This window comes from Paenibacillus xanthanilyticus, assembly GCF_042682185.1.
Lineage (GTDB): Bacteria > Bacillota > Bacilli > Paenibacillales > Paenibacillaceae > Paenibacillus_Z > Paenibacillus_Z xanthanilyticus.
Genome location: NZ_JBHUHA010000001.1, coordinates 3,526,573 through 3,546,450, shown reverse-complemented (window position 1 = coordinate 3,546,450; position 19,878 = coordinate 3,526,573). Strand labels below are relative to the sequence as shown.

General features: G+C 60.9%; 18 protein-coding genes. 10 read left to right on the top strand and 8 right to left on the bottom strand.

Going from position 1 to position 19,878, the window contains the following annotated elements:
• Positions 1-218 precede the first annotated feature (218 nt).
• Positions 219-1,646, top strand: a complete 1,428-nt coding sequence (locus ACFSKT_RS15240) for an alpha-L-fucosidase (protein ID WP_377721993.1) — start codon at positions 219-221, stop codon at positions 1,644-1,646.
• Positions 1,640-2,074, top strand: coding sequence for an RbsD/FucU family protein (locus ACFSKT_RS15235; RefSeq protein WP_377721830.1), 435 nt, complete (start codon positions 1,640-1,642; stop codon positions 2,072-2,074). The genes ACFSKT_RS15240 and ACFSKT_RS15235 overlap by 7 nt, the downstream gene beginning before the upstream one ends.
• Before the next feature lies 1 nt (position 2,075).
• Here ACFSKT_RS15235 and ACFSKT_RS15230 read toward each other — a convergent pair whose 3' ends face one another.
• Positions 2,076-4,073, bottom strand: a complete 1,998-nt coding sequence (locus ACFSKT_RS15230; protein ID WP_377721829.1) for a stalk domain-containing protein — start codon at positions 4,071-4,073, stop codon at positions 2,076-2,078.
• Positions 4,074-4,251: 178 nt separating this feature from the next.
• Positions 4,252-4,377, bottom strand: coding sequence for a hypothetical protein (locus tag ACFSKT_RS15225; protein WP_281288249.1), 126 nt, complete (start codon positions 4,375-4,377; stop codon positions 4,252-4,254).
• A 205-nt stretch (positions 4,378-4,582) separates the two neighbouring features.
• Between ACFSKT_RS15225 and ACFSKT_RS15220 the strand changes: the two genes are divergently transcribed.
• Positions 4,583-6,319 (top strand): protein kinase domain-containing protein, encoded by a 1,737-nt coding sequence (locus ACFSKT_RS15220; RefSeq protein WP_377721828.1) that lies wholly within the window; start codon positions 4,583-4,585, stop codon positions 6,317-6,319.
• A 132-nt stretch (positions 6,320-6,451) separates the two neighbouring features.
• Here the strand turns inward: ACFSKT_RS15220 and ACFSKT_RS15215 are convergent, their stop codons facing one another.
• Positions 6,452-7,417 (bottom strand): TolB family protein, encoded by a 966-nt coding sequence (locus tag ACFSKT_RS15215; RefSeq protein WP_377721827.1) that lies wholly within the window; start codon positions 7,415-7,417, stop codon positions 6,452-6,454.
• Between the two features lie 182 nt (positions 7,418-7,599).
• On the opposite strand from ACFSKT_RS15215, the gene ACFSKT_RS15210 reads away from it, so the two are divergent.
• Both ACFSKT_RS15210 and ACFSKT_RS15205 read left to right on the top strand, forming a co-directional pair.
• The gene (locus tag ACFSKT_RS15210) at positions 7,600-8,700 is read left to right on the top strand and encodes a hypothetical protein (RefSeq protein WP_377721826.1); all 1,101 of its coding nucleotides are present in this window, start codon (positions 7,600-7,602) and stop codon (positions 8,698-8,700) included.
• Positions 8,701-8,727: 27 nt separating this feature from the next.
• Complete coding sequence (locus tag ACFSKT_RS15205) at positions 8,728-9,675, top strand: VanW family protein (RefSeq protein WP_377721825.1); 948 nt, start codon at positions 8,728-8,730, stop codon at positions 9,673-9,675.
• A 188-nt stretch (positions 9,676-9,863) separates the two neighbouring features.
• On the opposite strand, the gene ACFSKT_RS15200 is transcribed toward ACFSKT_RS15205, so the two are convergent.
• Both ACFSKT_RS15200 and ACFSKT_RS15195 read right to left on the bottom strand, forming a co-directional pair.
• On the bottom strand, positions 9,864-9,974 hold the full coding sequence (locus tag ACFSKT_RS15200; protein ID WP_377721824.1) for a PEP-CTERM sorting domain-containing protein: 111 nt from the start codon (positions 9,972-9,974) through the stop codon (positions 9,864-9,866).
• A 188-nt stretch (positions 9,975-10,162) separates the two neighbouring features.
• Positions 10,163-10,450 carry a hypothetical protein gene (locus ACFSKT_RS15195; RefSeq protein ID WP_377721823.1) on the bottom strand — a complete coding sequence of 96 codons (288 nt, stop codon included), beginning with the start codon at positions 10,448-10,450 and terminating at the stop codon, positions 10,163-10,165.
• Between the two features lie 345 nt (positions 10,451-10,795).
• Between ACFSKT_RS15195 and ACFSKT_RS15190 the strand changes: the two genes are divergently transcribed.
• Both ACFSKT_RS15190 and ACFSKT_RS15185 read left to right on the top strand, forming a co-directional pair.
• Positions 10,796-12,856, top strand: coding sequence for a molybdopterin oxidoreductase family protein (locus ACFSKT_RS15190; RefSeq protein ID WP_377721822.1), 2,061 nt, complete (start codon positions 10,796-10,798; stop codon positions 12,854-12,856).
• 90 nt (positions 12,857-12,946) lie between these two features.
• On the top strand, positions 12,947-13,777 hold the full coding sequence (locus ACFSKT_RS15185) for a YitT family protein (RefSeq protein ID WP_377721992.1): 831 nt from the start codon (positions 12,947-12,949) through the stop codon (positions 13,775-13,777).
• 6 nt (positions 13,778-13,783) lie between these two features.
• Here ACFSKT_RS15185 and ACFSKT_RS15180 read toward each other — a convergent pair whose 3' ends face one another.
• Together ACFSKT_RS15180 and ACFSKT_RS15175 are read right to left on the bottom strand one after the other, a co-directional pair.
• Positions 13,784-14,191, bottom strand: coding sequence for a GNAT family N-acetyltransferase (locus ACFSKT_RS15180; protein ID WP_377721821.1), 408 nt, complete (start codon positions 14,189-14,191; stop codon positions 13,784-13,786).
• Between the two features lie 38 nt (positions 14,192-14,229).
• Positions 14,230-14,703, bottom strand: coding sequence for a GNAT family N-acetyltransferase (locus ACFSKT_RS15175; protein WP_377721820.1), 474 nt, complete (start codon positions 14,701-14,703; stop codon positions 14,230-14,232).
• A 105-nt stretch (positions 14,704-14,808) separates the two neighbouring features.
• Between ACFSKT_RS15175 and ACFSKT_RS15170 the strand changes: the two genes are divergently transcribed.
• Both ACFSKT_RS15170 and ACFSKT_RS15165 read left to right on the top strand, forming a co-directional pair.
• The gene (locus ACFSKT_RS15170; RefSeq protein ID WP_377721819.1) at positions 14,809-16,224 is read left to right on the top strand and encodes an MFS transporter; all 1,416 of its coding nucleotides are present in this window, start codon (positions 14,809-14,811) and stop codon (positions 16,222-16,224) included.
• A 349-nt stretch (positions 16,225-16,573) separates the two neighbouring features.
• Positions 16,574-17,629 (top strand): S-layer homology domain-containing protein, encoded by a 1,056-nt coding sequence (locus ACFSKT_RS15165; protein WP_377721818.1) that lies wholly within the window; start codon positions 16,574-16,576, stop codon positions 17,627-17,629.
• A gap of 132 nt (positions 17,630-17,761) precedes the next feature.
• On the opposite strand, the gene ACFSKT_RS15160 is transcribed toward ACFSKT_RS15165, so the two are convergent.
• Entirely contained in the window at positions 17,762-18,676 is a 915-nt protein-coding gene (locus ACFSKT_RS15160) for a LysR family transcriptional regulator (RefSeq protein WP_377721817.1), read from the bottom strand.
• Between the two features lie 119 nt (positions 18,677-18,795).
• Between ACFSKT_RS15160 and aroC the strand changes: the two genes are divergently transcribed.
• Positions 18,796-19,851 carry a chorismate synthase gene (gene aroC, locus ACFSKT_RS15155; protein WP_377721816.1) on the top strand — a complete coding sequence of 352 codons (1,056 nt, stop codon included), beginning with the start codon at positions 18,796-18,798 and terminating at the stop codon, positions 19,849-19,851.
• The last annotated feature ends 27 nt before the right edge of the window (positions 19,852-19,878 follow it).

Here is a 19,878-nt window from a genome sequence, read left to right as displayed (position 1 = left end):
AGAGATGGGGGCGGCAGACCGTTTAACTTGGCAGCAGGTTATAGCGCGAGAAATTGAGACGACTGTGCGGCGAGAAGCGGCGCGGTCGTTTTTTGCGCTGCCGGCCGTGAAAATTGAGTCTATACACGCTCCTATGCACCGCGTATAATAAGCTCAAATCCATTTGAGTTATCGATAACTCAAAATCGTACACTCAACTAACTTTGGGGGAGTTCATGATGAACAGCGTCATCCAACGCGCGGCGCTCGTCGCGCCGACCGAACGCCAGGTTGCTTTGCAGGACATGGAGTTTTACGCATTCGTTCATTTCACGGTCAACACGTTCACGGACGAGGAGTGGGGGCATGGCACGGAGTCGCCGGCGATCTTCAATCCCGCCGAGCTGGACGCGGACCAATGGGTCGAGGCTTGCCTGGCCGCGGGTATGAAGGGACTCATCCTGACGTGCAAGCACCACGACGGCTTCTGTCTGTGGCCGACCGCCTACACGGCGCATTCGGTGAAGAGCAGCCCGTGGAAGAACGGCCAGGGCGACGTCGTGCGGGAAGTCGCGGAGGCGTGCCGCCGAGGCGGGCTGAAGTTCGGCATCTACCTCTCCCCTTGGGACCGCCATGAGCCTACATACGGCGACTCACCGACGTATAACGCTTATTTCATCGCGCAGCTGCGGGAGCTGCTGACCGGGTATGGCGATATTTTCTGCGTCTGGTTCGACGGGGCGTGCGGCGAAGGGCCGAACGGCAAGCGGCAGGAGTACGACTGGGACGCTTACTATGCGACGGTGCGCGAGCTTCAACCGGGCGCGGCCATCTCGGTGTGCGGACCGGACATCCGCTGGTGCGGCAACGAGGCCGGACACTGCCGTGAGTCGGAGTGGAGCGTTGTGCCCGCGTCGCTGCGGGACAACGAGAAGATTCAAGCGGTCTCCCAGCAGGCGGACGACCGCGAGTTTGCCAAGCGCTACGATTCGCAGGACGAGGACCTGGGCAGCCGCGCCGTCATCGAGCGGGAGAGCCGGCTCATCTGGTATCCGGCCGAGGTGAATACGTCGATTCGTCCGGGCTGGTTCTACCACGCGTCTGAGGACGATCGGGTCAAATCGCTGGAGGAGCTGCTGCACGTCTATTACGGGGCCGTCGGCGGCAACGCGACGTTCCTGCTCAACATTCCGCCCGACCGCCGCGGCTTATTCCACGAGAACGACGTGGCGCGGCTGCGGGAACTAGGCGAGACGCTGCGGGCTATTTTCCGGACGGATCTAGCTCAGGGGGCGGCCGTATCCGCATCGGAGTCGGCGCATGGGCACGATGGCGCGAACATGCTGGACGGCAATCCCGATACGTATTGGGCGCCGGAGGAAGGGACCGAGCGGGCGGAGATCGTCGTGGAGCTGTCGGAGTCCGCGACGTTCAACCATGTCGTGCTTCAGGAACACCGGTACAGTCAGCGGATCGAGCGGTTCAAGCTGGAGGCGCGGGTGGATGGGGAGTGGGTGCCCGTATATGACGGAACGGTCGTCGGCCGCAAAAGGATCTGCCGATTCGAGACGGTCGCATCGCGCGCGATCCGCCTGACGATCATGGACTCGCGGTGGCAGCCGACTCTATCTGCGTTCGCCGTCTATAAGGGGGACCTCTCATGCTAAATGGCATCCCTTCCATTCTCTCGCCGGACTTGCTGAAGACGCTGATGGAAATGGGGCATGGCGACGAGCTCGTGCTGGCCGACGCCAACTTCCCGGCGGCAAGCTGCGCGCGGCGGCTCCTCCGCGCCGACGGGCATCCGATCCCCGCTTTGCTGGATGGCATCCTAACGCTCATGCCGCTCGACCAATATGTCGATCAACCGGTGCTGCTGATGGAGAAGGTCGCGGGCGATCACGTCGCGACGCCGATCTGGGCCACGTACGGGACCATTATCGCGGAGCGGGCGGGTGCCGATATCGAGGTTGGATTTGTGGAGCGCTTCGCGTTCTATGAACGGGCGCGCGCGGCGTATGCCATCGTAGCGACCGGAGAGCGGGCGCAGTACGGGAACGTCATCCTGAAGAAGGGCGTCATTCGCGAGAACTAGCCTATGGAGAACGAAAAGATGCCGCGGCGGAAAGCCGGGCATCTTTCGTGCGTTTATGGCGTTTGTTTAACGGGTTAGCTGTTGGGCGTGTGTCCAGCACCAGAATCGGCAGGTCGACTTTATTGTCCTGAATCGTGAATGGATATGTCTGCGATTTCATGCTGCCGTCGGCGCTGACCGCGTAGGCTTGGCCTTTTTTGAAGCCGTCGGTATTGATCATGAACTTGCCGTCGATGCCGGAAATGGACGAGTAGGAACGGGATGAGCTGCCATCCGCGTATTCGACATGCACCCTTGCGCCGTTAGCGGCTTGGCCTTCCGCCGTTTGAACTTTTCCGCCCAGCAGAGGCGGGTTGACGTGCAGCGTGAATTCCAAGGTCGTCATCGACGAGGCATAAACAAACGTTTTCTTTTCTGGCTTCGCGGCGTATGCGCTGACCCAGGATGACGTATCCGGGGTGAATAGACGGTTCGTATGCAAAATCGTAACCGTGTAGCTTTGACCTTCCACGAGCGCGGGCAACCCGAAGATGCCTTCCGCGTTTGCCGGAGAGCTGGCGATCTGCTTACCGGCGGCGTTTTCAAGGGTGACAAAAGCTTGCAAAGGTTCGCCAAGCTGCGATTTGACGGTGCCGGTCAGCTGCACGCGGCGTATCGTCTGCGTCGGCAGCTCTTTCAGACCAGCCGTGTAGGTGAACGTCTCGCCTGCGTTGTGCGCGTACTCGCTGCGCACGTCCGCCATCGGCGCGGAAGGCCGAACGAAATAGCGATAGGCGCGTCCATTTTGAAAACCGTTAACGGCATAACGGCCGTCCTTGTTCGTATAGACCGTTCGGCTCCACGACCCATCGTTCGGGTCATAAAAGTCGATCTGAATGTTTTGCATCGGCTTACCGGCTTCGTCGACGACTTTCCCGGTTAACGCGTCCACCGCCTCTTTCAACGGCAGGTCGTAACGGTTGGGTTGACCGGCGGCATAGGTGAACGTGAAGGGTTCAACGGTATAACCGAAGAGACTGCCGTTCAATTTCGCGGATAGGGTGTAGCTCTTGCCTTCTTGAAGGCCGGGGAGCAAATAGGTGCTCGTGCCTTCGATATGATACGTGATGCTCGGTTCGCTATTCTCGCCGCCTTGGCGCGCGACCTCGATATCGGAACCGGCGATCGGCTCTCCGTCCGGGAGCAGGAACCGGATAACCGCCGTATTCGGCATCGCTTGCATTAAAATGGGAGGCGGGTCTTCCTGATAGACGAACCGGCCGGCGCGCAAGCCGGCCGAATCCGGCCATCGTCCCTGCGCGATATACGTCTGGCCGATCGTTAGACCCGAGAACGAGAAGCGCCCTAATGTGTCGGTTATAGCCTCCGAATGCTTCTGTTGACTGCCATCAGGGAACACTTGCCAAAGCTGCACGTTCCAGGTGTGACCGGTTGCGCCCTGCACTTCTCCTGTAATCCAGCCGGGGGCGTTCTGTCCGGATATCGGCGCTTCCGGCTGCCCGGGGGCTTCAGACGAGGAGGACGGGGTCGGGCTGCTCGCGATTGCAGTTCCCGCTTTGCGATCCAACGTAATCGCCCGCGACGCCGGATTCCATGCCACCGAATATTGCGATGCTTCGCCCACCAAACGAAGCGGGACATAGGCGACGCCATTCACGGCTTCCGGGGATGCGGCAAGCGTTGTTTGCTTGCCGTTCACCGTAGCGGCCCTGCTGCCGAGCGTTAGCACGATGTCGGTTTGTCCGCCGCGTCCCGTGATTTGACGCTGCTGCGGATCCCAGGCGACGGGAATGCCAAGCGCTTCGAAAATCGGCCGGAACGGCACGAGCGTCGTGCCGCCGCGCATGATCGGCGACGCGTCCAGGGCGAGCGGCTTGCCGTTCAGGTACACCTTCGTTTGCGGTGCGGGAGCTGCCGGCTGCGCCGCCCAAGCTTGAAGCGGAGATGCGGCGAGCAGCAAAGAGACGGCCGCCGCCAGGCCATTGCGAATGAGCTTCATGCGAATCCTCCATGGGTAGATGAGATTGGGTATAATTTCTACAAGATATGGTAAAATCCTCCTTAAAAACCGCCAGTATCGCATGCGTAGGCTATTGCTCGCTGTGGCGAGTTGGATGCGTTCGAACTGTATATAAACAAAAGCCGCCTCGGCCGAGGCGGCTTCATATATGGGAGCTCTACTTTAGATAAAGGTCGAAGGAGGAACTGATCAGCTGAATCCAGCCGATGAACGACATCCAGAGAAGCGCGCTAAGCACCGAACCCCAAATCAAACCGACGCCAAAATTACCCGCATAACGCATGTTAATTCCTCCTTCACTAGCTCATATTCTCATTATATGTAAGCGCTTTAGAAAAATCAACCAAATTGTCTATACAATTCAGAAAATTATTCCGGCGGTACGCCCATTAGGGGAGTGCGCTTACAGGAATTAGCTTTTTTTCGTCACCATTCGACTCTCGGACGGTTCCCCTAGTATAATGGAAGCAGGAATGGGAGGGGACTTCATGACTGAAATTCCAGGCTACCTCATTCGCGAGCTCATCTTCGAGGACGGCTTCATTCGCGTATGCCGCGCGGAGCACGAAGCTTCGGGCCAAGCGGTGCTGCTGAAGCTCGTGAAGGACGGTCCGCGGGCCATGCTGGAGAACGCGAAGCTGATGAACGAATACGAGATTGCCGGTAATCTTGATATACCCGGTGTGCTGAGGCCGTTAAACTTGCTGCGCCGCGGCAATGGGCTCATTCTGGCCAGCGAGTGGATTCACGGACTGACGCTGCGGCATTATATGCGGATGCAGCCGCTCGATGTGCCTTCTTTCTTATCGATGACGATCCAAATCGCGCGCGTGCTGGAGCAGCTGCATGACCAGCATATCGTGCATATGAATATTCGGCCGGACACGCTGATCTATGTGCCGGCTACGAAGCACGTCTTCGTGACGGGGATGGGCCACTCCGTCCTGACCGGAGAAGGGCGGGAGGCGCGCAGCATGCCGCTGATCGAGGGGAGTCCGCCCTATATGGCGCCGGAGCGGACGGGACGGATGAACGAGCCGATCGGCGGGAGCACGGATCTCTACTCGCTCGGCGTAACCTGCTACGAGATGCTCTCGGGCGGACGATTGCCTTTCCACGCCGCCGATCCGCTCGGCTGGGCGCACGCCCACATGGCGAAGAAGCCGGAGCCGCTCGATCATCCGTCGCAGCCGGTTCCGCCGATGCTTGCGCGCATCGTCATGAAGCTGCTGGAAAAATCGGTGCAGGGGCGCTACCAGAGCGCGCGCGGGCTGCGCGCCGATCTGGAGCGCTGCTTGGCGGATTGGGAACGCGAAGGTCGGATCGGGCTATTCGACCCGGGTCTTCACGAGCAGCCGGTACCGGTCGCCTCGTCCGCCGGCGAAGCCGCCGTCTTGGTGCTGCAGGCGGGGACGGAGCACGCCGAGCCGTCGGCTTCCGCCGAGCAAGCCGGATTCGATTATGCAAAGATGCTCGATTTGGCCGCCGTCATGCGCGCCTCGCAGGCGTTCGCGCAGGAAGCGGACACCGGCCGGCTGATCCGCCAACTGATGACGATTCTGATCGAGATCGCCGGCGCCGACCGGGCCTGCTATCTCTCGCTGTCGCCCTCCGGCGCGGTTATCGAGCATGCCGCCTCCATCTCGGAAGGCGGGCGCTTCGAGTCGCCGGGCGCGCCGCTCGAGCGCTTCGCGGACATCTGCGCCGAAGCGGTCGGTTATGCGCTCGTGCAGCGCCGGACCCTCGCGCTCAAGGATGCGGCCGGGGACGGCATGTTCGCGGGCAACGAATACGTCGTGCGCACCGGGGTGAAGTCGATGCTCTGCATGCCCGTCACGATTCAGGGCGAATGGCTGGGCCTGCTGTACATGGAGAACAAGCTGACCGCGGGCGTCTTCGAGCCGGAGCGGTTCGGGGTGCTCGCCATGCTCGCTTCCCAAATTCATTACGTGCATCAGCTGTTTGCTTACTTCGGCGGCGGAGCGCCAGGCTTGGGCAAGCCCCGGACGGGAGCGGCGATCGCGCCCCCTTCCCCGTTGACCGAGCGGGAGACGGAGGTGCTGCGGGAGCTGGCGGCCGGATTGACCAAGAAGGAGATCGCGGAGAAACTCGTCCTCTCGCCGGAGACGGTGAAGGTGCACACGCGGAATATTTTCGATAAGCTGCAGGTGAACAACCGGGTGAAGGCGGTCACCGCGGCGGTGAAGCTGAATTTGTTATCGTAATACGGATTGGTGATAGGCAAAAAGGCTGAGCAGCGGCATGCTGTCTCAGCCTTTTTGTTGAAATCCAGGTGGTTGCCGCATGCCGCATGCCCCATCTTCGGGTTGGGAACGTACACCCATCCGCTTAGCCGCTCATGACGGCGACCACTGCAGCGACGTAACGGCCGCATCGTCCACGATCTGCAGCGGCGCGCGACGCAAATCTGCGTCTGCCACCCACATTTGCGTCGCTTCGTCTCCGGTCTCCCGGCACCCGGAGGTGTACGCGATGAGATTGCCGTCCGGCGACCAGCTGACGACCGAGGCATAGCAGCTTGCGGTCGCGATCGTCTGGCGGCGTCCTCCCTGCGCGAGGTCGGTCTCGATCTGCGCGCTGTACCGCTCGTTCTCCCAGACGGTGGCGCTGTAGGCGACGCTGCGGCTGTCCGGGGACCAGACGGGATTGGCGTTCTTCGACAGCGGTCCGCCTTCAAGCCGGTGAACGGCGCCCGTGGCCAGCTCTAGCGTGGCAATGAGCGAGATGCTCGCGCCCGGGTACGTGTAGAGCACGCGGCTGCCATCGGGCGATAAGCGGACATGATGGATCGGGCCTTCCTTCTGATCCGTGAGCTGCTGGAGACCGCCGCCGTCCGTCCGCACGCGGAACAGCTGTCCGTTCCCGTCCGCGTCCGGCGCCGCGAACAGCAGCTCCCGGCCGCTCGGGAACCAATTCAAATCGTACGCGCCGGGATGGTGGATGGCAGCCGCTTGATGAGAGACGGTATCGTACAGCGTGATGCCTTCGGGGACGGAGAAGCCGATGATCCGGCTGCTCGGCGACCAGTCGAGGAACGTATACGGCTCGATCCGATTGAGCGCCAGCACGGCGCCGGTCAGCGCGTCGACGACGTATACCCGGCTTTGTTCCCCGATAAAGGCGAGCTTGCGTTTGTTGGGCGACCAGTACGGAATGGATGCGCTTACAGCAAGACCTCTGGTGAGAGGGGCGCACCACCCGTCGGACGGACGGTAGAGCCAGATCGCGAAGGCTCCCCCGCGGTTCGATGTGAAAGCAATCAGGCCATAGCCGTTCTGCAGCTGCAATTCGAATTGCTGCACCCGTAACCCCTCCTTTGGGAATGATTCTAATGGAGTATATTCACGAGCGGCCGCGCTCAGGCGTGAATGTTTTTTCATATTTGGCGGAAGGGAATAGGAAAAAGAAACCTTTGGCATCCTATACCAGAAGCGGTTGCAGTATCGAGTATGGATACAAGCGACACATGATGGAGGGGTAAGGCATGTCCGGCTTGATCAAAAGCCTGTTGTTATGCGGTGCGGCCAGCTTCCTGCTTGCCGGCTCCGCTCACGGAAGCCCGGCGGAGAAGGAGGCGGAGGGCCGGCTGCTCGTCAAAATTTCGCGGACCGCGAAGCTCGAGACCGAGCTGCCCGTCGACACCGGCCGCTGGTCGCGCATCATCGGGAAGTCGCCCGTGATGGACAAGCAGCCCGAGCCGGTCTCGGATGTATACCTGGAGGTACGAGGGACGCGCTACGTCGTCGATTCGGATTTCGGTCTGTACGAGCCGGAAGGACGCGTCTTTGTTCAGCTGCCCGGCCGCATGCGGACGGAGCTGAAGGGCTATTTGACGCTGCTGCGCTCGGTTCACTATGGCGAGCTGTTAGCATGGCCCGAAGCGGCGAAAATCTTGACGATGAAGTCGATCTTCACGGTGACCGATCTCGAGAGCGGCCTTCAATTCGCCGTTCAGCGGCGTGCCGGCAGCACGCATGCCGACGTGCAGCCGCTGACGAAGCAGGATACCGCGGTCATGAAGCGCATTTACAACGGCAAATGGACCTGGAAGCGGCGCGCCATCCTCGTCAGCAAGGGCGGCTACCGGCTGGCCGCTTCCATGCACGGCATGCCGCATGGCGGCGACGGCATACCGGATAACGACTTCAGCGGCCACTTCTGCATTCATTTCCTGGGCAGCAGCACGCACAAAACGCGAAGCGTCGACCACGATCACCAGGTGATGGTACATAAGGCGGCCGGACGGCTGCCGGATCTCGTCCGGGGAGCCTCGCCGGAGGAGCTCGTGTCGTTGTTCTTCACGGCGATTAACCAGAAGGAGCGGGAGCTGATGGCGATGCTCTTCCCAAGCCGCCATCACGAGCAATTGCCTGCGATGCAGCATCACGTGGCGACGATCACGGCCGTGCGTCAGCTGACCGAGCTGCCGCCGGCCGAGGACGAAGGCTTGCTCGAGACGGAGCGCGCCGTTCGGGCCACGATCTATTGGAAGGAAGGCGGCAAGGAGGAGCGGCGGATCGTCTTCCGAATGAGGCGCGCGGCGCCGTGGCAGCCTTGGCGAATGGAACATGTCGAATTCGGATAAGACCTATCTTCCCAGGAGGTGACGCGTATGCAGGCGGGATGGGCGGCGGCGCTGCTCGCGCTGCTGCAGCTTAGCGGCGGGAGCGCGGAGCCCATGACCATCGCGCTTCAGGGCGCGGAGCCGCTCGCCGTGGTGCGGGCGGACTATGCGCTGCCTGGCGTGACGATGATCGATTTGGATCAAATGGACCGGTTGATCGCAAGCTTGTCGAAGCGGGCGTACCTCGCGCCGGCGAACGCCTACATCGCCGAAGACGGCCGGATGATCGCGGAGCGACAAGGGCGGCGGCTGGATGAACGGGCTTTCACGGCACAGTTCTACCGGTACTTCTACGGGGAGGGGGCGGCCTTCGTCGAAGCGCCGCTGCGGCCGGTCGCCGCGCGCGTCGATCGCGAGCTGCTCGCGTCGATCCGCCGCCGGCCGATCGGCTATTACGTGACGTATTTCAACCCGCGCAACCATAACCGCGCGCACAATATCGCGCTTGCGGCGAAGGCGATCAACAATGCCGTCGTGTTCCCGGGCGAGCAATTCTCGTTCAACCGGGTGGTTGGCAGGCGAACGAAGGAGAATGGTTATCTGGAGGCGCCGGTGATCGTGCGTGGAGAATTGTCGGAGGGCGTGGGCGGCGGCATCTGCCAGGTGTCGTCCACGCTCTTCAACGCGACCGACCGTGCGGGTCTCGAAATCAAGGCGCGGTATTCGCACAGCCGCAGCGTGCCGTACGTGCGCCCCGGACGAGATGCCACCGTCAGCTGGGACGGACCGGACTTCGTGTTCCGTAACCCGTACAATCAGCCGGTGCTCATCCGCGCGAACGCCGTGCACGGCAAAATGTACGTCGTCCTCTACTCGTCAAGCGAGATGGAATTCGTGCCGCGCGAGGTGCCGGGGATGAACGCCCGGGAGCTGCCGGAGGAGACGCCGGCCGCATCGGCCAAAGCGAAGGCGCAGCCGCCGCGGGATCAGCGGTAAGGCGGAGACGTTCCGCTGCCAAGCGCATAACAAATAAGCCCAGCAAGCGCGCGCCGTCCGGTTCGCGCTTGTTCGGCTTGGACAGGAGATAGCAGCGTGGGGCAAGGATGGCGGCTCAGGCGAAAAAGCGCATGACGGTTCATGCGCGGGTTCGGCGTTTATCCGGTAGGCATGCGCAGGACGGATGGTCATGGGGCCTTTTTTTTGCGACGGTGGAACACGAACCAGGCCATGCCTCCGATCCCGAGCGCTAGCAGGACGCTGAAGATGATGATGTAATACAAATGGTACAAGCTCATGGAAATCCCTCCTCCTATCGAACATTACCCCTATGGAGGTTGTCCAAAAAGTCGCCAATTGATCAGCAAGCCGATCAAGGCGCTTCTCGGCGTCGAATCTGGCGTTCTATGCACGCGCATCTATAGGATCAATCCGGAATGTGGATTTATGCTGCGGGAGGCGGTTGCGGATGGATGGGGCGGACATTTTAGGCGGATGCCTGGCACCGGTCATTCACTTTGGCGAGCAAGGTATCGTGGAACGCGTTCAGGTCTGCTTCGCCATTGCTTGCGATCAGGAAAGGCTCTTGCTGGCGCGAGCTGAAGGTGACGGCAATGGCGGCAGACTGCGCATCCTTGTCGCCGCTTCGCGACAAGCGCATGTCGAGATAGGGAATAAGCTCGATGACTTCGTGATCGGCATCCACGACGAGCAAATAATTCTCGCCGGCGATGTATGTGTAAGGGAAGCTAAGATAAGTTGGAACCGTGGTCATGAACGTGTGGATTCTCCTAAAAGTGGGATTTCGCGGCCTTGCGGGGAGCGCGTTTCGATGGGTTTTGGAAACCATGGAGTACATTGTATCTCGGCGAAAGACCATTGTAAATGGTTGAAAAATGAAGGATTTTGTCGAATTGGAATTTTTTCTTGCTAAACCCCGGGGCACGCGCATCGGGGTCTGTTGTGCAGCGGGGACGTCGCTCGATGGCGCGAAAGCCTGATTTTGTCGATGCCTTGCCGGGGCGAAATATGGTAGGATAGAAGATACGATTCTTACGATATTGAACCCCGAAAAGCGCCGGAGGGCGCTCGGTAGGCGAGAGCGAAAGGAACGAAGACCATGACGCGTTTTGCGGAACAAGAGACGGGAGTATTCCCCTCCGTGTGCTCGCTGGACTGCCCGGATCAATGCGGGCTGCTTATTCATAAAGAGAACGGCCGGATCGTCAAAGTCGAGGGAGATCCTTCGCACCCGGTGACGCAGGGCAAAATTTGCAATAAAGTGCGGAACGTGGCGGAGCGGCTGTACGATCCGAAACGGCTGCAATACCCGATGAAGCGCGTCGGCAAGAAGGGCGAGGGCGTGTTCGAGCGCATCACCTGGGAGGAAGCGATCGAGACGATTGCGAGCAAGTGGAAGACGCTGATCGCCGAGGAAGGACCGGAATCCATCATGCCGTATTCGTTCTACGGCAACATGGGCATGATCGGCACGGAGGGGCTGGACCGCCGGTTCTTCCACTATCTCGGCTCCACCCAGCTCGAGTATACGATTTGCTCGGCCGCGGGCTCGCAAGGCTACAGCTACACGATGGGCGGCAGCGTCGGCACCGACCCCGAGGAGACGGTGAACGCGAAGCTGATCGTCATGTGGGGCATCAATGCGGCGTCCACGAACATGCACCAGGTCATGCTCGCGGAGAAGGCGCGCAAGAACGGGGCGCAGATCGTCGTCATTGACGTGCACAAGAATCAGACCGGACGCTGGGCGGATTGGTTCATTCCGATCCTGCCGGGCACGGACGCGGCGCTGGCGCTCGGACTTATGCATATTCTGTTCGCGGAGGGCATGGCAGACGAGGCGTTCCTGCAGCAGTACACGGTCGGCGCGGAGGAGCTGCGCGAGCAGGTGAAGCCGTATACGCCGGAGCTGGTGTCGTCGATCACGGGCGTGCCGGTCGAGGATATCTACAAGCTGGCCCGCTTGTACGGCGGCACGCATCCGTCGTTCATCCGGATCGGCAACGGGCCCCAGCACCACGACAACGGCGGCATGTGCATCCGGACGATCGCCTGTCTGCCCGCGGTGACGGGCGCGTGGCGGCATCAGGGCGGCGGCGCGATCAAAGGCAACGGCGGCTATCTCGAGCATAACGTGCGCGCGCTGCAGCGGCCGGACTTGCGCAAGAACAAATCGGCGCGGCGCGTGAACATGAACCTGCTCGGCCAAGCACTGACGGAGCTGGACCCGCCTGTGCGCTCGATGTACGTGTACAACTGCAATCCGGCCGTCGTCGCACCGGATGCGAACAAGGTGCGGCAAGGACTCGAGCGGGAGGATCTGTTCACCGTCGTGCACGAGCTGTTCCTGACGGAAACGGCGAAGTACGCCGACATCGTGCTGCCGGCGACGTCCTCGTACGAGAACCTGGATTTCTACGCGTCGTACTGGCACCACTACGTGCAGATTCAAGAGCCGGTCATGCTGCCCTACGGCGAGAGCAAGTCGAACACGGACGTGTTCCGGCTGATGGCCGCGGCGATGGGGTTCGAGGAGCCGGCGCTGTACGATTCCGACGAGGAACTGATTCGTCAATCGCTGGCCGATTCGGGCAATCCGGTGCTGGAGGGCATCACGTACGAGTCGCTCGTGGAGCACCAATTCGTCCGCGGCCAAGTGCGCCCGCTGCTCGAGACCGGCTTCCCGACGCCGAGCGGCAAGATCGAGCTAAAGTCGGAGAGGATGGCGCGCAGAGGCTACCCGGCGCTGCCGACGTACACGCCGCTCGTCGAGGACGGCGACCTGCCGTTTCTATACATTCCGGCGCCGAACCACAACTTCTTGAACTCGACGTTCTCGCACAACGAGAAGCACGTGCGCATGGAGAAGACGCCGAAGCTGCACATGAACGAGGCGGACGCGGCGTCCCGCGGCATCGCGACCGGCGACCGGATTCGGGTGTGGAACGATCGCGGATCCTGCGTCCTGACCGCCGCGGTCGGCGCGGACCTGCTGCCGGGCGTCGTGCTCAGCCAAGGTCTGTGGGCCGATGATCCGGAGCGCGGCGGCGATACGCTCAACGCGCTCACCCCTGCGCGCGTCGCCGATATGGGCGGCGGCGCCACCTTCTTCTCCGGCCGCGTGGATGTGGAGAAGGTCGGTAACAAGGAATCGGCCTAAATTAAGAGGTTGGTATCGATTTAGGAACCTCGGTTAGTTGCGGCTAACCGAGGTTATTTTAGTAGAAGAACCATAACCGGTAGGAGCGGGATCGTGAAGAATATCAAGCTTGTCAACGTCATGGCCATCATGATCGGATCGGCGATCATGGGGTTCGGCATTAATTATTTCAATATCGCCAACGGGCTGGCCGAAGGCGGGATAATGGGCGTCTCGCTCATTCTGAACTATTTGCTCGGCTGGAATCCGGGCGTCTCCAGCTTCCTGATCAACATTCCGCTGCTGCTCATCGGGTGGAAGGTGATGGGGCGGACGAGCTTCATCTATGCCATCATCGGCGCGGTATCGCTGTCGGTCTTCCTGTACGCGTTCGAATTCGCCTCCAAGAAGCTGGACGATCCGCTGCTGGCGTCCCTCTATGCGGGCGCTTTCGTCGGCATAGGGCTGGGCATCGTGTTCCGCTACGGCGGGATGACGGACGGGATGGACGTCGTCGCGCTGCTGTGCCGGCAGTATTGGGGCTGGAGCCTCGGCAAGACGCTGTTCCTGACCGACATGATCATCATTGTGCTGTCGCTCATCTATCTCGACCTGCAGCGGGCGATGTACACGCTGATCGCGATCACGGTCGGCGCGAGGCTGATCGACTTCGTCCAAGAAGGGTCGTATTCGGCCAAAGCGGTGACGATCATCTCGAACGAGCCGGACAAGATTGCCGCCGCCGTGCTGCAGCAGATGAAGCGGGGCGTCACGTTCCTCAGCGGCAAAGGCGCCTACACGCGCGAGCCGAAGGAGATTCTGTACTGCGTCATCAGCCGCAACGAGACGGGCAAGCTGAAGAACATCGTCAAAGAGGCCGATCCCGATGCGTTCGTTATTTTCAGCGACGCGCACGAGGTGGTCGGCAAAGGGTGGAGTTAGGGCAACTTACAAGAATAGCTGCATGCCAGGAGCATCGGATGCTCTTTCCTGAAAACCAAAGCGTTCATAAAAGCCCTTCTTGCCTTTGGCGCAAGCCAGTTGAACCCATCGAATCCCGCTCGCTTGGCAATGTTCGAGAATGGCATTCAGAACCGTTCTTCCAAGCCCGAGACTCTGATACTCAGGCAGAACAATCATGTCGCAGATCAAACATTGAATGAACCCATCTGATACGATGCGCCCCGATGCGACGAGTCTGTCGCCATGATAGATGGTGACGAGATGCCAACTGTTTTTCAACGCCTCGTGGAGAATATCGGCCGTCCAACGGCCATTCTCATTCCACCCCGTCGTTTGATAAAGCGCGAAGTAATCGTCTTTGCGCGGGAGATCGGTTCGAATGGATAGATTCATGGTCTTTACCTCCTTAGAGATTCGCTCATTCGCTGAGGTTACTCTCTCTCTATCGCGTTATCGCCATTTTCGAAGGTTTTGATATAATTCTTCTGATCCTTCGTAAACACATAGCCGCGCCGTTCATAGAACCGGTGAGCTGCCGTTCGGCTGGGGTGGGTTAGGAGCTTGATGCCAGAGTAGCCGGATCGTTCTCCCCATTGTTCGAGATGGGCGATCAAGCGGCCGCCGATCCCCTGATTGCGGAGTTCGGCGCTGACGACGAAGCCGAGGATGTTGATGAGGGAATCGGCAAACAGCAATTCGTGCGGACTGCCGTGAATGTAGCCGACGACTTTGCCGTTTTGCTCAAATACAAAAATTTTATCGTTCGTCTTCGTCGCGATGATGTCGATCTTCCGCCTGACCTGCTCTTCGCCGAAAGCGCGGAAATTCGGGTTGAAGTCTTGGTTTAATGCATAAATCTCGCTCGCATCGGCTGCCTGGATTTCCCGGATCGTACTGGCGGACATATTCGAATCGCCTCCATTCGCAAGATTGACTCTATCTCTATTCAAACGGTATACAAATTTCAATTACTTGGCAAGGCAGCGCGATCGAGAGAGGAGAGGCATACAATGACCCGCAACCGCTGGCTGATTCTGGCCAACGTATCGGTCGGCACCTTCATGGCGACGCTGGACGGCAGTATCGCCAACGTGGCGCTGCCCACCATATCGGCGGAGCTGGGCGCGCCGGTCCATGTTGTCCAGTGGGTGCTGACCTCCTATTTGCTCACGATTTGCGCCACGCTGCCAATCGCGGGCAAAATATCCGACCTGCTCGGACGGGGCCGGATCTACAATTATGGCTTCATCGCCTTCGCCGTCGGATCGGCGATGTGCGCGCTGGCCGACTCGCTCGCGCTCTTGATCGTCTCCCGGATCGTCCAGGCGCTCGGCGCTTCCTGCTTGATGGCCAACAGTCAGGCGATCGTGGCCGAGGCGTTCGGCGCCAACGAACGCGGTCGGGCAATGGGAATTACGGGTACGACAGTATCGCTTGGTTCGTTGTCAGGTCCGGCGCTCGGCGGGGTTCTGGTCGGGCAGTTGGGCTGGGAATCGATTTTTTGGATCAACGTCCCCATCGGGATGATCGGTTTCTTGGCCGGTTTGTACCTGCTGCCCAGAGCCAAGGCCGCGAAGAAAGGGGAGCCTTTCGATTACACGGGTTCTGTGCTGTTCATGACGGGCATGGTGTTATTCTTGTATGTGCTCTCCAACGCGCAGGATTGGGGCTGGGGCTCCGCCTGGACGTTGGCCGGCGGCTTGGGATCGGTGCTCGTGCTTGCGGCGTTCTACCTGTACGAGCGGCGGCTGACGTATCCGATGCTCGACTTTAGCCTCTACCGCATCCGCGCCTTTGCCGTCGGCAATACGACGGCGCTGCTCTCGTTCGTCGCGCTGTTCTGCATGAACGTCATGATGCCGTTCTACATGCAGAACGTGCTTGGCTATTCGCCCGAGCAGACCGGCTATACGATGATGGTCAATCCGCTGACGATGGCGGTGGTCGCGCCCATCTCCGGCTGGCTGTCGGACCGGTTCGGGCCGAATTGGCTAACGACGGCGGGCCTGCTCGTCAACGCATCGGCGTTCGCGCTGCTGAACACGCTGACGGCGGACGAGAGCGCAGGGGTGCTTGCCGCGCATTTGGCGCTGTTCGGGCTGGGGGGCGGTTTGTTCCAATCGCCGAACAATGCGAGCGTCATGGGCGCGGTGCCGAAGCCGCGGCTGGGCACCGCGGGCGGATTGAACGCGCTCGTGCGCAATATCGGGATGGTGACCGGGATCGCGGTGAGCGTCTCGCTTTATTCATCCGTGCTCGGGCATGTGGCAGGGCAGGGCGGGGAAGCTTCCGCACAGCCGGACGGCGGCGCGATGTTGACCGCGCTGCACGCCGTGTTCTGGACCGCCGCGGGCATCTGCCTGCTGGCGCTGTTCGTCTCGGTCCGCCGCTTCTCCAGCCGGGCTGCGCGGGCGGACGGCGCATAATCAACCCGAAAAGCCGCTAGTGCTGACGTCGCAGCCTGGGCGGCTTTTTAGCTGTGCCCGCTGCGCTCAACCGCCAGCCAATGGACCGGGGGCCCTTGGTCCTTATGTTTAGCCGTTCGCAATTCGCGATTCGCTAGTTGCGATCAACTGCCAGCCAGTTGGTCAACGCCTTGCCGCGCAAGCGATTAAGCGGTTACATTTTTCAAACAATTTATTGATACATTACGTAGCTAATAATATAATAAAGCTGGCGGACAGACTTTTGGCATGGTCCAAGCAGCATTAGACCGCTACCCCGGCATTACCGTAACTTATGAAGGGTATACCACCGACGGAAAGGATGTCTCTCTTGGGCAAGAAGAAACGGATCGGATCATTGGGGTTAGTCGCACTTTTATTATGTTTAGCGCTCGCGCCATTCTCGGCAGCGGCCGCCGCGGGCGAGCCCGCATTCAAGCTGACGCTTAGTCCGGAGAAGCCGGTAGCGGGCGGACAAGCGACCGTGACCATCACGGGCGAAAATATGACGGATCTCTACGGCTTCGAGCTGAACGTTGCGTACGATCCGAAGCTGTTGAAGTATGTGAAGACGGTCAGCCCGATCGCGGGATTCTCCGTGCCAAAGGCAGATGTGAGCGGGAAGCTGATGTTCGCGCACGTCAAAATCGGCAAGGAAGCCGGCGATAACGGCACCGTCCAGCTGGCCACCGTCACGTTCGACGTGCTCGGGGATGCGGCGGCCGCCGCGAAGCTATCGCTCGGCGACGTGAAGCTGGTCAAGAGCGACCTGACCTCGGTGACGCTGAAAGCCGGCGCGGAGCTCACGCTTCCGATCTCGGCGAAGACGGTGGCTGCGATCGCGTTCAAGGATATTGCGGGGCATTGGGCCAAGACGTCCATCGAGAAGGCTGCCGCGCTCGGCATCATCATGGGCTACGATGACAGCACGTTCCGACCGCAGGCGAAGGTTACGCGGGCGGAGTTCACGGCGATGATCACGCGGGCGTTCGCGCTGAAGCCGACGAACGGCATCACGCCGAAGTTCGCCGACGCAGCCAAGATTCCGTCTTGGGCCAGCACGTATATCGCCGAAGCGGCGGCTGCCGGCGTCGTATCCGGGTATGCCGACGGCTCGTTCCGGCCGGATCAGCTGATCACGCGGGCGGAGATGGCGGCGATTATCGTGCGGGCGGCCGGCATCGCGACAGATCCCGCCGCGCAGCCGACGTTCGCCGATGCGAACCAAATCGCGGCATGGGCGAAGCCGGGCGTCGCGGCCGCGGTTAATGCAGGTATCGTCAAAGGGAGCGCGGGTAATCGCTTCTCGCCGCTCGCGCAGGCGAGCCGGGCCGAAGCGGCGGTCATGCTCGTCGGCGCGGTGGAGTATACGAAGGCGACCAAATAAAAGCGAAGAAGCCTCCGGTCCGCTTGGGAACAAGCGTGCCGGAGGCTTTTTGATATGGATGCCTGAGAAAGCGGCGGAGCGTCGCGGTCGTAAGCAAGATATGATGTTTTTGCGCATGCCGATATCCCCTTGCTAATCTTCGGAGTCAGGGGCATCGCGTCCGCCCCCGCCTCCGCCCAGCAGCGTGAGGAACCGTTCCGCCGCGACCGGCAGCGACTGCTCCGCTCGTATGACGATGCCGACGGAGCGAGGCGGGATCGGCTCCTTCACTTGGAGCTCGAACAGCCGGCCTGCCTCCAGCTGCGATTCGACATAGGCACGCGTAAGGAAGGCGGCGCCATAGCCCCGCTCGGCCAGCTCGATCAGCATGTCGAGCGAGTTCAGCTCGATATCGACCTCCGCGGAGAGGCCGTGCGAGGCGAGCCATTGGTCGACGAAGCGCCGTGTGCTGCTGCCGGGCGAATACAGGAGGAGCGGCACGCGCGTTAATTCCAAGGCGGTCATGGGACGTGTGGTTAATTCCCGGTAGGCCTGACCGACGACGAAGCAGTCTTGCACCGTTTGCAGCTGCGTCACCGTAAGCTCCGGATCGGTCAGCGGCAGGTGGACGAAGCCGATATCCAGCTCGCCGCTCTTCAGCCGCTGCCGGATATCCGGCGTACTGCCTTGGGAGAGGCGAATGCGGATGCCGGGATAGTCGGCGCGCATCCGGTCGAGCGCGGGCAGGATCAAGTGCTTGATCATCGGGCCGCTCGCCCCGATGCGCAGCTCGCCGCTCGCGAGATCTTTCAGCGCGCGCAGCTTATGCTCGCCGGCTTCGAGCAGGGCGAATGATTTCTCCACGTAGTCGAGCAGCTCCCGGCCCTCCGTCGTCAGCGACACGCCTTTGGGCAAGCGGTCGAACAGCTTCACGGCCAGCGTGCTCTCGAGCTGCTTGATCGCGTAGCTGACGGACGGCTGCGTAATATGCAGCTCCTGTGCGGCTTTCGTCAAGTTGCCGAGCTTGGCGGTCGCGAGGAAAATCCGGTACCATTCCGTGCTGATCATGCGATTGATATAGATCACCTCTATGGTAAGGGTTCTGAATTTCAATTTCTTAAATGTCTTGAACCGAATTATAATGGACATAACCATTCAGGTAAAGGACGTTTAGGGGGAAGAAGCCAATGGCAGGCAGCACATACGGAGAGGTATTCAAAGTCACGACGTTCGGCGAATCGCACGGGGTCTCGGTCGGCGTCATCGTGGACGGCGTCACGCCGGGCGTCGAACTCGACCCGGCGTATATTCAGAAGCAGATGGACCGCCGCAAGCCGGGGCAGTCGTCGGTCACGACGCCGCGCAAGGAATATGACACGATCAACATCGTATCCGGTATTTTCGAAGGCAAAACGACCGGCACGCCGATGTGCATCATCCTGCAGAACACCGACATGCGTCCGGAAGCGTACAGCGACATTCAGAACGCGTTCCGTCCGGGCCATGCGGATTTCACGTACCTCGAGAAATACGGCATCCGCGACCATCGCGGCAGCGGACGCGCATCCGGACGCGAGACGGCGGGACGCGTCGCGGCGGGCGCGGTCGCGCGCAAGCTGCTCGAGCGCCGCGGCGTCTCGATCGTCGCGTTCACGAAGATGCTCGGCGGCATCGAATGCGAGACGTTCGACGAGAGCGTCATTGAGGAGAATCCGGTCCGCGCCTGCGATCCGGTCGCGGCCGAGCGGATGATCGGCAAGATCCACGAGCTGGCGGCGGCCGGCGACAGCTGCGGCGGCATCGTCGAATGCCGCATCCGCGGCGTGAAGCCGGGCCTCGGCGAGCCGGTGTTCGACAAGCTCGACGCCGAGCTGGCGAAGGCGATGCTGTCGATCGGGGCCGTGAAGGGCATCGAGTTCGGCGCGGGCTTCGCGGCGGCGGCCATGAACGGCAGCGAGCATAACGACGAGATGGACGCGAGCGGCTACCGCACGAACAACGCGGGCGGCATCATCGGCGGCATCAGCAACGGCGCCGAGATCGTCTTCCGCATCGCGGTTAAGCCGACGTCGTCGATCTCGCGTCCGCAGCAGACGATGAACATTTTCGGCCAGGAGCAGACGATCGAGACGCACGGACGCCACGATCCGAGCATCTGCCCGCGCATCGTGCCGGTCGTCGAGGCGATGGCGTGCCTCGTGCTCGAGGACATGTACAAGCGTCAGGCGGCGCTGCACGACTAAGATAGAGGGCCGGTTCGGGGAGCGAGA